This is a genomic window from Pseudomonas tehranensis (assembly GCF_014268615.1).
Taxonomy (GTDB): domain Bacteria; phylum Pseudomonadota; class Gammaproteobacteria; order Pseudomonadales; family Pseudomonadaceae; genus Aquipseudomonas; species Aquipseudomonas tehranensis.
In genome coordinates, this window is record NZ_JABWQV010000129.1 from 1 (window position 1) to 13,324 (window position 13,324).

General features: G+C 61.6%; 6 protein-coding genes and 1 other RNA gene. 1 reads left to right on the top strand and 6 read right to left on the bottom strand.

The window, feature by feature from the left end; genetic code table 11:
- Nucleotides 1-167 precede the first annotated feature (167 nt).
- Both ffs and HU811_RS17620 read right to left on the bottom strand, forming a co-directional pair.
- Nucleotides 168-264, bottom strand: an RNA gene (gene ffs / locus HU811_RS17615) — signal recognition particle sRNA small type.
- A gap of 147 nt (nucleotides 265-411) precedes the next feature.
- Complete coding sequence (locus tag HU811_RS17620; RefSeq protein WP_186657227.1) at nucleotides 412-1,572, bottom strand: zinc-binding metallopeptidase family protein; 1,161 nt, start codon at nucleotides 1,570-1,572, stop codon at nucleotides 412-414.
- A gap of 252 nt (nucleotides 1,573-1,824) precedes the next feature.
- On the opposite strand from HU811_RS17620, the gene HU811_RS17625 reads away from it, so the two are divergent.
- Nucleotides 1,825-5,205 carry an immunoglobulin-like domain-containing protein gene (locus HU811_RS17625; protein ID WP_186657229.1) on the top strand — a complete coding sequence of 1,127 codons (3,381 nt, stop codon included), beginning with the start codon at nucleotides 1,825-1,827 and terminating at the stop codon, nucleotides 5,203-5,205.
- Nucleotides 5,206-5,332: 127 nt separating this feature from the next.
- Here HU811_RS17625 and ligA read toward each other — a convergent pair whose 3' ends face one another.
- The 4 genes from ligA to HU811_RS17645 form a co-directional block, all read right to left on the bottom strand.
- Nucleotides 5,333-7,690: an NAD-dependent DNA ligase LigA gene (gene ligA, locus HU811_RS17630; RefSeq protein WP_186657231.1), complete on the bottom strand. Its 2,358-nt coding sequence runs from the start codon at nucleotides 7,688-7,690 to the stop codon at nucleotides 5,333-5,335.
- A 192-nt stretch (nucleotides 7,691-7,882) separates the two neighbouring features.
- On the bottom strand, nucleotides 7,883-8,728 hold the full coding sequence (zipA, locus tag HU811_RS17635; protein ID WP_092401718.1) for a cell division protein ZipA: 846 nt from the start codon (nucleotides 8,726-8,728) through the stop codon (nucleotides 7,883-7,885).
- Between the two features lie 209 nt (nucleotides 8,729-8,937).
- Nucleotides 8,938-12,426: a chromosome segregation protein SMC gene (gene smc, locus HU811_RS17640; RefSeq protein ID WP_186657233.1), complete on the bottom strand. Its 3,489-nt coding sequence runs from the start codon at nucleotides 12,424-12,426 to the stop codon at nucleotides 8,938-8,940.
- 2 nt (nucleotides 12,427-12,428) lie between these two features.
- Nucleotides 12,429-13,088 (bottom strand): GntR family transcriptional regulator, encoded by a 660-nt coding sequence (locus tag HU811_RS17645; protein WP_092401724.1) that lies wholly within the window; start codon nucleotides 13,086-13,088, stop codon nucleotides 12,429-12,431.
- Nucleotides 13,089-13,324 lie beyond the last annotated feature (236 nt).

Here is a 13,324-nt window from a genome sequence, read left to right on the forward strand (position 1 = left end):
GGGGGGGGGGGGGGGGGGGGGGGGGGGGGGCTTCTTTTTTGGTGTTCGGTAGTTCTGCCCCCTGAATCCAGACAGCAGAAAGCGACGATAAATATCGTTCGGTCAATAAAAGAAATATGGAATGTTAGAAAACCTTGCGAACGAAGGCCTGGGCGTTATGGAGGCAACCCCACCAGCCACACCCCGGCACACAATGTTCCCGCTGTGGCTGCTTCCTTCCGGATCTGACCAGGTTCACGGGTAATCGTTGCGGGGGGACCGATGGGGTCACCATAACGACGCCCGCCTGACGGCGAGCCGCGCCATTGTACCTATCTGACGAGAAGTTACAACCGTTCGCGCCGGATTAAAAAACTGAAGATGTTCAAGCACTTGCCTGTGAGAACAAAGCGGCTCCCACACGTCGAGCGGTTACAGCAACACTTGGTCAGCCCGGCCGCCCTCCTCCTGGATCACCAGATGGATGAAATGCAGCTTGGTGATCACCGCGGCCGGTACGACGAACGGGTAGAAATCCGGTTGGCCCATGCTGCGCGACAGTTCGTTGAGCATGCCGGCCAGTTCGATCCAGGCGTTGACGAACGAGAGGAAGGCCACGCCACCAGTGTGTTCGGGGTCGAACAAGGTCTCGGGCGGGAACGGCTGGTAGTCGAAATCCATGTCCCCGGCGCTCATACCGAAACCCAGGGCCGTGTCCACTGCGTCCATCATGTGCAGGTAATGCGCCCAGGTTTCCGCCCAGTCTTCCCAGGGATGCATGGTCGCGTAGGCGCTGACGTAGTGGGTTTGCCAGTCCAGCGGCGCGCCTTGCTGATAGTGGCGCTCCAGGGCTTCGGTATAACTGGCTCGCTCGTCGCCAAACTGCTCGCGAAAGGCATCGAGCCAATGGCTGTTGGCGATCAACCGGTCCCAATAGTAGTGCCCCACTTCATGGCGAAAATGTCCGAGCAAGGTGCGATATGGCTCACGCATCTGCTGGCGCACATGCTCACGGTGGGCATCGTCCGCCTCTTTGATGTCGAGGGTGACCAATCCACTGGCGTGGCCGGTGGTCGGAGGCGTGCCGTCTAGATCGACGCCGATGAAATCGAAAGCCAGGCCCTCACTTTCACTGACGGTTTTTGGAATGACCGGCAAACCGAGGGTGATCAGTTGCGCCACCAGCTGGCGCTTGGCGGTTTCGACTTTGCACCAGCGTTCGGGGTTTTCCGGGATCGACAGGTCGGGAATGGTGCGGTTCAGGCTGCAGGCGATGCACAAAGTGTCGTGCCCACTGGCCGGCAGCAACCAATTGCAGGCCGCCGGGGTGTCGAGGTTGGCGCAACGGCGGAACAACCCGGCTTGCGGATCGGCGTCCAGCGTCCAGGTGCCGGGTTGCTCCGCGGGTTGCAGGGACGACAACCGGCTTTGCTCCGGTTGATAACCCAGCGCTGCCAGGCAGGCCAGGCACTGGCTGTTGCGGAAAAACAGCGACTGACCGCAACGGCACGGCCAGATTTTGCTGTTCCGCGAGCGATCGCCCGTAAAGGGCGCGGCAATGCGTGAACTCAGTTGCTCGAAGAAGCGGTACATGGTGATCTCCCGGGGGCCTGCAAGACTAGATCACCCGCCGTGTGTGATCGTTCCCACGCTTGCAGCACCAGCGTCCGATAAGCCATGGCGAGAGTGCTGATCTTGAAGCCTGGCGTCCTCTTGCGATGAACGGCGCCTGGAACTGTCATTCCTGACAGTAGACGCTCCCGCCCCGGCGCGTATTAATGATTCCTTCCTCCCTGCGCCTCTACTGTTTTATTGGCAGCCCCTCAAACGTCGAGGTGTTTTCCCATGGAAAAGCGATTCCCCCCACGCTATTCGCCCAGCAGCACGCCTTCAGCCGATCCACTTGACCCGCCCTGGTTGCCTAACTGGACGCTGCCCGTGGAGGGCTATGACGCCGGCATTCCAGCCAGGCTGGTGGAGGGCGGATTGCTTTGCGTCGTCGACCCCTGGTTTAACATGGAGGTTGGTGACGGCTTCAGCTTCTACTGGAGTGACAGCACAGCGCCGGTCTGGAGCACCACCATCGACCTGAACCAGAAAGGTCAGCGGCTGACGTTCCGTATCGATGAGGGGCACATCGTCAGCGGCGATGCTTTTCCGGTGTTCTACAGCGTGCTGCGCGTCGCCGCAACGCAGCCGATAGAGTCGCAGCCGCAGTGGAAGCTTTTGGTCAAACTCGACCGGCCTGGTGGTTACGATCCGGACCAAGGCACCCCAGGCCACTCGGGATTGAAATACTCGATTCCCCAGGACATCCTCGACCACGGGGTCGGTCCCGAGGAGGCCGCAGCCGGCGTGCCGATCACCATCAAGCCATACGATAACATGCGTCGCAGAGACCGGATCAACGTGGCCTGGGGCACTCAAAATGTCTATCACACGGTGACCGCCGCTGAGGAAAATACAGAGATCACCATCACCATCCCCAAGGAGATCATCGAGCTGGCCGAGGACAGCGATGGCATCGCCGTGGCCTATCAGGTGGTGGATGAATGCGGCAATTACCCGGGCGGGTACTGGCGCTGGTCGGCGGTGACCTATGTGCTGGTGGATGTGAACAACAACCGCCTCGATCCGCCGCTGGTGCTGGTCAACGGCTTTCCCGTCAGGGAGATTGACCTTGAGGTGTTGGCCGGGGACCCGGTCACCGTGCGTGTCACCGCCACTCGCTACGAACACGCCGTGGGCGATCTGTTGCGCCTGACCTGGCGCGGTACCGCCGCCGACAGTTCGCCGGTGGACGTCGGCCCGCTGGAGCAAACGGTCGACACCATTCCCTACTACTACGATTTCACCATCCCCCATGCCGATGTCGCGGCGATCGCCAGGGGCCGGGCCTCGGTAAGCTACGTGAGGATCCGAAGTGGCGAGAAAGACCTGCCCTCGAAAAGCGAACCCGTGACCGTGATCGGCGATCCCCGCCAATACCTGGCCCCGGAGATCGTAGAGGCCGTGGGCGGAACGCTGGACCCGGACCTGAACTTCTACACCCTGTCCGTTCCTTACTACCCAGGACGTGCCGACGGCGACGAGATCATCATCATCTGCGACGGTCGCACCGCCACCACGCTGCCGACCTACCATGAAGTGACCGCCATCGTAAGCGGGGAGGCGGTCGGCGCGCCCGTGTTGGCGAACTTGGCCAAAGAGCAGGTCAAGCGGCTCGATGGTGGCTCGCTCACTGTGTACTACAGCGTGAACGGCCAACCCGAATCGGAGTCTCTGGTATTGAGCGTGGGCGTTGCGGCGCCCTCGCTGCCTATCCCGACGGTGGTGGAAGCGCCCAACGACGTGTTGGACCCGGACGATGTCAATCCGTTGATTGGCGTGAACGTTCACGCGACCCATACCGCGACGATTCCCGATGATGTGGTCGTCCTGCGCTGGCGCGGCTCGTCGAGCAGTGCCCCGGACCAGACCAGACTCTTGACCGGCAACACGGCAGGCAAACTGGTGCCGTTTACCGTGCCATTCAGGTACGTGACCGAGAACCTCAACGGCACGGTGGATGTGAGCTATTCCGTTACGCGTGGCACGACTTTGCTGGGCAACTCCATCGTCCGACACCTGACGGTGGGTTCGGCCCTGGACCTCACCGCCCCCTCGGTAGAAGAGGCCAATGGCGCGAGCCTGAACCCGGTCGATGCCAAGGACACACTGACCGTCGTCGTGCCGGCCAACGCCGCGCTGCTGCCCGACGACAAACTGAAAGTCACCTGGACCGGCGCGCCGGGCACACCGGCCGAGGGTTCGCACACCTCGGGTGAATGGCCGGTCAGGGATGGATGGAAGGTTCCGATCAGCAACAGCGTGGTGGCGTTCAGTATGGGGAAAGCGGTGACGGTTAGTTATACGGTGATCCAGAACGGCGTGGAGTCGCCGCCGTCGGATTCGTTTGCGTTGAATGTGCAGGCGATGCCTGTGGCGAGCCTGACGATGCCGCTGATTCCGCAGGCGGCGCAAGGTGGGATTGGCAGCGTGCTGGATCTGGGTAGCTTCGCCGGTGATACCCGCGTCACTGTCGCGCCCTGGCCGTTAATCGCGACGGGTCAGCGGGTTTGGCTGAAGTGTGAAGGGACTGCTGCGAGCAATGGTGCGGATTACACGATTGCGCTGCTCTCTGACTCAGAGGTTAGTTCGGGCCAAGTGACTGCCGGGCTTTCCACGCCGCTGCCACGGAGCGAGCTTGAGAAGCTGCGCGATGGTTCTGAGCTCAAGGTTGTGCTGTTGGTGACGTTCAATCGCACCGGTAATCAGAGTGAGGCTGTTACCTTTCCGTTGCGCATTTATACCGTCAATGCACTTGAACTGATTGCACCGACTCTCACCGATATCTCTGACAGCCAAGGCTCGATTGTCGATGGGACCACGGTCGAGCCCAGTGTGACCGTCACCGGAACCGGCAACAGCGGTCAACAGATTCAACTGATGGATGGTGCCGCCGACATTGGTAACCCGATCAATATTCCCGACAACAGCACAAACTGGACATCCCGGCTTTCAGAGCTGACCCCAAAAGCCTACGAACTCAAGGCCAGGGCACTCTATGGCACGGGCATACCGGACTCAGCAGTGCTGCGCTTCAATGTACAGGCACCTACGCCGGAGCTGGTGTTCAACACTGCTCCGGTGACCTTGAGCGGCAAGGTTTATATGGTTCACGGGTATCCGAATCTGCCCGCCTTCGGTGACGGTACCGCGGTCCTTCATCAAGCCTCCGGAGGAGTGCCCGGTTACAGCTACAGTTCCAGTGAGCCTGGGGTCGCTGCGGTCGATGAAAACGGTTGGGTCACCGTGCGCAGAAACGGCGCCACCGCCATCACGGCGACAGACAGTGCCAAACAATCGAAAAGCTACACCGTGTATGTGAGCGGAGTCATTGTGTGTCAGGGCTTGGGCAACAATGACTGGACCGGGGCGAGCAACACCGCCGCGAACAATGGAATGCGCTTGCCTTCCATGGTCGAAATGCGGGAAATATGGGATACCTACGGCAGTGGCTGGCCAATAACGGAAAACAGGTTCTACTGGTCCCGCGACCAGGCATCGAGTGGTATCGGCGGTCGATACTACTTTGTGAAGAATCTGATCACAGGCGCGGAGGACAAATTAAAAGACCAAGGGGGCCCCTTCCCGGTGGCAGCACTCGTTGTAGGGCTCAAATGAATCGCCCGGACGCCACACCGCCCGAGCAAAACATCCCCATGTAGCAAGAGGATCTATCCCCGCAGGGACGGGCAGATAGATCCCCTCGCCACAAAAGCTTGAGTGCTGTCCGGCGAAGTGTTCACGGCTAAACCGTGATGCCATGCGTGCTCAAAAACGCCACAAACGCCTCTTCATCCAGCACCTTGAGCCCCAGCTCATTGGCCTTGGTCAATTTCGACCCGGCCCCCGGCCCGGCGACGACGCAATGGGTTTTCGCCGACACGGAACCGGCCACCTTGGCCCCCAGGCTTTCCAGTTTGTCTTTGGCAACATCGCGACTCATCAGCTCCAGCGACCCGGTCAGCACCCACGTGTGCCCCGCTTCAGGCAGGCCTTCGACGACTTTTTTCTCGCTCTGCCAGTGCATGCCGAAATCCTGCAACTGCTTCTCGGCGGCTTCGGCCTGTTGGCAGTTGGCGGCGACAGCGAAGAACTCGCGCACGGCGTTGGCCTGTTTTTCCGGCAGGGCCTGGCGCATGTCCAGCCAGTCGGCGTTCATCACGGCCTGGAGTGAGCCAAATTTGTCCGCCAGTTTCTGCGCCCCGCCCGGCCCGACCGAAGGGATGTTCAGCTTGTCCAGGAAACCGCCCAGGGTGGTGCTGGCGGAGAACTCGGCGCCCAGTTCGCCCTGGTCCTGGATCTCCAGGCCATGGCGCAACAAGCCCTCGATCACCTGGCGGTTGTGCGAATCTTCGAAGAAGCTGTGGATCTCGTGGGCCACTTCTAGGCCGACGTCCGGCAAGTACGTGAGCACTTGAGGCAAGGCCGCTTGCACACGCCCCAGTGAACCGAGGGAGCGGGCCAGGACCTTGGCAGTTTCCTCACCCACGTCCGGGATACCGAGGGCGTAGATGAAGCGAGCCAGGCTCGGTTTCTTGCTGTCGACGATGGCCGACAACAGGTTCTTGCTCGACAGTTCGGCGAAGCCTTCCAAGTCGACCACTTGCTCGAAGGTCAAGGCATACAGATCGGCAGGCGAACCCACCAACCCCTCGTCCACCAACTGTTCGACACTCTTCTCGCCCAGGCCTTCGATGTCCATGGCCCGGCGCGACACGAAATGAATGATTGCCTGCTTGAGCTGTGCGCCACAGGCCAGACGCCCGACGCAACGGTACACCGCGCCTTCGCTGATGGTTTCGCGGCCCTTGCTGCGCTTGATCAGTTGCGTGCGCTCCACATGGGAGCCACACACCGGGCACTGTTGCGGGATTTCAACGGCGCGGGCGTTTTCCGGGCGACGCTCGGTGACCACTTGCACCACTTGCGGGATCACATCGCCGGCACGGCGGATAATCACCGTGTCCCCGATCATCAGGCCCAGGCGCGCCACTTCGTCCATGTTGTGCAGCGTGGCGTTGGCCACGGTCACGCCGGCCACCTTGACCGGCTTGAGTCGTGCAACGGGTGTCACGGCGCCGGTGCGGCCGACCTGGAACTCGACGTCCAACAGTTCGGTGAGTTCTTCGCTGGCCGGGAATTTATGGGCGATGGCCCAGCGCGGTTCCCGGGCGCGAAAACCCAGTTCGCGCTGGGAGGCGATGCTGTTGACCTTGAACACCACGCCGTCGATTTCGTAAGGCAGCGCGTTACGCCGCTCGCCGATGTCGCGGTAGTAATCCAGGCACTCGTCGATGCCGTGGGCCCGTTTCAATTCGCGGCTGATGGGCAGGCCCCAGGCTTTGAGCTGCTTGAGATTGCCGATGTGGGTATCGGCAATGTCCGCGGTCACCTGGCCGATGCCATAGCAGCAGAATTCCAGGGGGCGATTGGCGGTGATCTTCGAATCCAGCTGGCGCAGGCTGCCCGCCGCCGCGTTGCGCGGATTGGCAAAGGTCTTGCCCCCCGCCTCCAGTTGCGTGGCGTTGAGGCGCTCGAAGCCGGCCTTGGACATGTACACCTCGCCGCGCACTTCCAGCACTGGCGGCCAGCCAGTGCCCTGCAGCTTGAGGGGAATGTTGCGCACCGTGCGTACGTTGACGCTGATGTCTTCGCCGGTGGTGCCGTCGCCGCGGGTGGCACCGCGCACCAGCAGGCCGTCCTGGTACAACAGGCTGACCGCCAGGCCGTCGAGCTTCGGCTCACAGCTGTACTCCACCGCCGCACCACCGCCCAGCAAGTCGCCCATGGGCAGGTCGAGGCCTTCGGTCACCCGGCGGTCGAATTCACGCATCGTGGTTTCGTCGAAGGCGTTGCCCAGGCTGAGCATCGGGATTTCGTGGCGGACCTGGCTGAAGGCCGACAGTGCAACACTGCCGACACGCTGGGTCGGGGAGTCGCTGGTCACAAGTTCAGGATGCTGTTCTTCCAGGGCCTTGAGCTCATGGAACAGACGGTCGTACTCGGCGTCCGGGATGCTCGGTTCGTCGAGGACGTGGTAGCGGTAATTGTGCTGATCCAGCTCGGTACGCAGCTGTTGGATGCGGGTTTCGACGGCAGTCATGGATGTTCTCTCATAAAGCAAAAGAGCAGCCTAGGCTGCTCATTCTCAATACTTCGATCGCTCGTAGGAACTGTAGGAGCTGTAGGAGCTGTCGAGTGCAACGAGGCTGCGATCTCTTTTCCCCGGACACTAGCGTCTCAAGCCAAAGATCGCAGCCTTCGGCAGCTCCTACAGGGCCTGCGATCTTTGGCCTCAGCGTTTCTGGGTCAACGCCCGGCGTTCGAATTCGACGATGCGCTGGCGGTAGTGTTCGATGGTCTGGGCGGTCAGCACGCTGCGCTGGTCGTCCTTGAGCTCGCCGTTGAGTTCCTGGGACAACTTGCGCGCCGCGGCCACCATCACGTCAAAGGCCTGCTTGGGATGACGCGGGCCTGGCAGGCCGAGGAAGAAGCTCACCGCCGGAGTGCTGAAATGGTCGATGTCGTCCAGATCGAACACACCCGGCTTGACCGCGTTGGCCATGGAGAACAGCACCTCGCCGTTGCCGGCCATGCTTTCATGACGGTGGAAAATGTCCATCTCGCCAAAACGCAGGCCGCTCTCCAGGATGTTCTGCAGCAGCGCCGGGCCCTTGAAGCCGGCCGGGTCGCGGCAGATCACGCTGATCACCAGCACTTCCTCGGCCTGGGCCTGGTCCTTGTCGCCGCGCACGGGTTTGTTCTCGTCCGGGAAGTCGTCGTCGCGGCTGCTGAAGCTCGGGCCGCCGTCCAGGTCGAGATTTAGGTTCAGGTCGCCCTGGGACGGTTCGCTGTTGCGCTTGCCGCGCTTGGAACCCGACTCCCGTGGCTCGCGCACTGGCGCGCTCATCGATGGCAGGTCGTGCTCATCCAGTTGCGGTTCCTTATGGGTATCCAGCACCCGGGGCGGGCCCAACAGCTCGGCATTGCCATCATCATCCGGCAGGTTCGACAGGCTGCGGTCGAGGCGAAACTTGAGTTTCCCCTTGCCGCCGCGCATGCGGCGCCAGCCGTCGAAAAGAATACCGGCAATGACAATAATGCCGATGACGATCAGCCACTCGCGCAGACCGATTTCCATGTAATCCCGTGCCTCTATAAAAATGCTGAAAAATAAGGGGCTTAGCTATGTGCAAACCGCTTTAAAACGTGGCGCCAACTCTATGTTCTGAATGGCGTTTTGCCCACGCATACGAAAAATTGACATTAAACTAGCATGACCCGCAGCTACAAGCTACAAGCGGCAAGCCACAAGCCGCCTCACTTGCAGCTTGCCGCTCGCGCTTGGAGCTAACTGTCCACCATCGCCATCGCCTCCTCCACATCCACCGCCACCAGACGCGAGCAACCCGGCTCATGCATGGTCACGCCCATCAACTGGTCGGCCATTTCCATGGCGATCTTGTTGTGGGTGATGTAGATGAACTGCACCGTTTCAGACATCTCTTTTACCAGGCGTGCATAGCGCCCCACGTTGGCGTCGTCCAGCGGCGCGTCCACCTCATCGAGCATGCAGAACGGCGCCGGGTTCAATTTGAAAATGGCAAAAACCAGAGCCAGTGCCGTTAGCGCTTTTTCACCGCCGGAGAGCAAATGGATGGTGCTGTTCTTCTTGCCAGGGGGGCGCGCCATGATGGTCACCCCTGTATCGAGTAAATCTTCGCCCGTCAGTTCCAAGTAAGCGCTGCCGCCACCGAAAACTTTCGGGAAAAGTGCCTGTAAACCGCCGTTGATCTGATCAAAGGTATCCTTGAAGCGATTACGGGTTTCCTTGTCGATCTTGCGGATGACGTTTTCCAGGGTCTGCAACGCTTCCACCAGATCGTCGTTCTGGGCATCCAGATAGCGCTTGCGCTCGGACTGCTGCTGGTACTCGTCGATGGCCGCCAGGTTGATGGCGCCCAGACGCTGAATGCGGACGGCGATGCGTTCCAGCTCTTCTTCGGCGTCTTTCTCGTTGGCCCCGGCCAGCAACGTGGCGAGCACGCCGTCGAGGTCGTAGCCGTCCTCGAGCAACTGATCCTGCAAGGCTTTGCGGCGCACCGTCAGGGCCTGCCATTCCATGCGTTGCTGCTCCATCTGACTGCGGATCAGTTGGGATTGCTGTTCGGCCTGGCTGCGGCGCTTTTCGGCGTCGCGCAGTTCGCGGTCGGCGTCTTCCAGGGCAATTTGCGCAGTCTTGAGTTCCTCATCAACGCTCATGCGCTTGTCGAGCAACTCTTCGAGTTTGAGGCGCAACTCTTCCAGCGGCGCTTCGCCCTCCTCCAGGTTCAGGCTCAGTTGCTCGCGTTTTTCGGTCAGGCGTTCGGACTGCATTTCCAGCCGCTCCAACGCCTGGCGCGTGGAATCGTACTGCGCCTTGAGCGAGCCCAGGCGCACCGCCAACTGATGGGCGTGATCCTTATGCTGGCGCGCATCCTGACGCACCCGGTCGAGGCGTTCGCGCAGACTGTCGCGCTGAGCCAGCAGCAACTCGCGCTGCTCGGTGTCCACGGCCATGGCATCGAGGGCTTCCTGCAGTTGCAGGCGCGCTTCACCGACCTGCTCATGCTCCAGCGCCCGTTGTTCACTCAGCTCGGCGATTTCTTCCTCAAGGCGCGTGCGGCGCAAGGCCAGTTGTTCAACCTTGGCCCTGCCGGCGGACAGCTGCGCTTTGAGTTCGCCCTGCTGGCGTGCTTCGTCCTGCAACAGCCGACGCAAGTGTTCGCGACCATTCTCCTGCTGGCGCTGCTGCGCCCGCAGATTCTGTAATTCGGTTTCCAGGGCTTCGACGCTCGCTTCGCGTTCTTCGCGCTCGGCGCTCAGGCGCTGGATTTCCTGGCCCCGGGCGAGCATGCCGCTCTCGGCTTCGCTGGCCCGACGCACCCGCAGGAAATGCCGACCGACCCAATAGCCGTCCCGGCTGATCAGGCTTTCACCGGCCGCCAGCTGTCCGCGCAAGGCCAAAGCCTGTTCAAGGCTGTCCACCGGCTTCACCTGCCCCAACCAGGGAGACAGGTCGACCTGGGCCTCGACTTTATCCAGCAAGCTGCCCGGCACCCGCACGCCATCACCAGCGGGGCTGAGCAGGCGCAGATCGCCCTGGGTGAAGCCCGACAGATCGAAGCCTGCGAAGTCATCCACCAGCACCGCTTGCAGATCGGCGCCCAGCACGGTTTCCACCGCCAGCTCCCAGCCGGCATCGACCTTCAGGCCTTCAGCCAGTCGCGGGCGCTCGGCCAGATGCTGGTCGCGCAGCCATTCGGCAGTGCCGGTGCCTGGGTCCAGCGCGGCTTGCTGCAAGGCCTCCAGCGAAGCCAGACGGCCATTGAGGCGCTGCAATTCGCCCTGGGCCTGCTGCTGATTCTGCAGAGCCAGTTGCAAAGCCTGGCGCAGTTGCTCGAGCCGTTCGACCTGGGCATCTTCGCTGGCTTGCAAGTCTTCAAGGGTGGCTTCGCTGGCAGCCAGTTGTTCGCTCAGTTCGACAATCGCCGCGTCTTCGGGGTCCGCCGCGAGCAAGGCGCGCTCTTCGGCCAAACGGCGCTGACGCTCGGCCAGGCGTTCCATGCTGGCTTCCAGTTGCTGGATGCGCGACTGCTGGACTTCGGCCTGACGCCGCGGCTCGGCAGAGCTCAGGTTGAAACTGTCCCACTGCTCTTGCCATCCGTGCATGCTCAGCTCGGCTTCTTCCAGGGCGGCGGCAGCCTCTTCGGCGGCGGCGCTGGTGAGTTCCTGTTCCGGCGTGAGCCGCTCCAGTTCTTCGCCAAGGGTCAGCAGCAACGTGCGGTCGTGGCCCAGGTGGGATTCGGTTTCCAGGCGCGCGCGCTCGGCCTCTTTCAAATCATCCTGCAACTGGCGCAGCCGTTGCTGACCGTGCTGGATGCTCTGCTCGATCCGGGCGATGTCGCCACCCACCGAATAGAAGCGCCCTTGCACCAGGTTGAAGCGTTCGGACAAGTCGTGGTGGCCGTCGCGCAAGCGCTCAATGGCGGCGTCGGCATTGCGCTGCTCGGCCACCAGGGCTTCGAAGCTGACTTCCTGGTTGCCAATGATCGCCTCGCGCTGGCCGACCTGTTCGTTCAGCGCCTGCCAACGCAGGGCCGACAGCTGGGCCTTGAGCTGACGCTCTTCGCCTTTGTATTCCTGGTACTTCTTGGCGGCCTCGGCCTGGCGGTGCAAGCGTTCGAGCTGGCGCTCGAGTTCTTCGCGCAGGTCGGTCAGGCGGGCCAGGTTTTCATGAGTGCGACGAATGCGGTTTTCGGTCTCCCGGCGCCGCTCCTTGTACTTGGAGATGCCAGCGGCTTCTTCGATGAAGTTGCGCAGGTCTTCGGGCTTGGCCTCGATCAGCTTGGAGATCATGCCCTGCTCGATGATCGAATAGCTGCGCGGGCCCAGGCCAGTGCCGAGGAAAATATCGGTGATGTCGCGACGTCGGCACTTGGCGCCGTTCAGGAAATAACTGTTCTGGCTGTCGCGGGTCACTTTGCGGCGGATGGAAATTTCCGCGTAGGCCGCGTACTCGCCGATCAGGGTGCCGTCGGAATTGTCGAACACCAACTCGATGCTCGCCTGGCTCACCGGTTTGCGACTGGTGGAGCCGTTGAAAATGACGTCGGTCATCGACTCGCCGCGCAGGTTCTTGGCCGAGCTCTCGCCCATCACCCAGCGTACGGCGTCGATGATGTTCGACTTGCCGCACCCGTTAGGCCCGACCACCGCCGCCATGTTACTGGGGAAGTTCACCGTGGTCGGGTCGACGAAGGATTTGAACCCCGCCAGCTTGATGCACTTGAGCCGCACGTTCAGGCCGCCGTCAGGGCAGAAACCACCAGATCGCAACTGCGCTGGGCGTAGGCCGTCAGCACGATGCGGATCTGCGGCAAATCACGGGCCAGCACGGCGTTCAGCAGGCGCTGGAACAGGTCGAGGAATTCGCTCATCTCGGCCTTGCGTTGTTCCAGGGCCAGAAAGTAGGCGCGGCTCATGGCTGGTTGCAGGTTCTCGACGGTTTCCTGCAGGTATGGGTTGTTGGCGAAGGGATACGCGGCGCGCATCACGCTGAAACTTTCATCGACGAAGGTGCGGATGTCCTGGCGCGCGAAGGCGTCCTGCAGACGCTGCTGGATCTCGAGGAACGGCGCCATGTCGGCCTGCTCCTGCCAGCCATGAGCAACCGCATTGCCCAACAGGATGTACAGCTCGCTCATCAGCGCACAGAGGCTGCGTACCTTGTGTTCGCTCAGTTCGGTGACGTGTGCGCCACGGCGCGGCAGGATCGCGATCAGATGCCGACGCTCCAATATCAGCAGAGCCTCACGGACCGAGCCGCGACTCACGTTGAGCGCCAGCGTGACCTTCTGCTCCTGGATGCGCTCGCCCGGCTTCATTTCGCCACGGATGATGCGCTCGGCCAAGTGATGGGCGATTTGCTCAGCGAGGCTGTCCGGGGCCTTGAACGTCATGGTTGTCCTTCAAACTCTTCGATTTGCACAAGCGGCGCAGTGTAGCGCACTCGATACGTCATGGCGCAGGGCCTGCAGCGGGTTTTTGGCACGATATAAGCAAAAAAGTTTGAGCCCTCATCCTGAAACAGAATCTGTGGAAGAACTTGTGGGAGCCGAGCTTGCTCGCGATAGCGGTCTGTCAGCTTGCATCCATACTGAATGTACCGCCGTCATCGCGAGCAAGCTCGGCTCCC

Bases quoted from the DNA above. Each gene is read 5' to 3' on its own strand.
- HU811_RS17645 (WP_092401724.1), bottom strand. From the start codon at position 13,088: ATGACGTTCAAGGCCCCGGACAGCCTCGCTGAGCAAATCGCCCATCAC.
- HU811_RS17620 (WP_186657227.1), bottom strand. From the start codon at position 1,572: ATGTACCGCTTCTTCGAGCAACTGAGTTCACGCATTGCCGCGCCCTTT.
- ligA (WP_186657231.1), bottom strand. From the start codon at position 7,690: ATGACTGCCGTCGAAACCCGCATCCAACAGCTGCGTACCGAGCTGGAT.
- zipA (WP_092401718.1), bottom strand. From the start codon at position 8,728: ATGGAAATCGGTCTGCGCGAGTGGCTGATCGTCATCGGCATTATTGTC.
- HU811_RS17625 (WP_186657229.1), top strand. From the start codon at position 1,825: ATGGAAAAGCGATTCCCCCCACGCTATTCGCCCAGCAGCACGCCTTCA.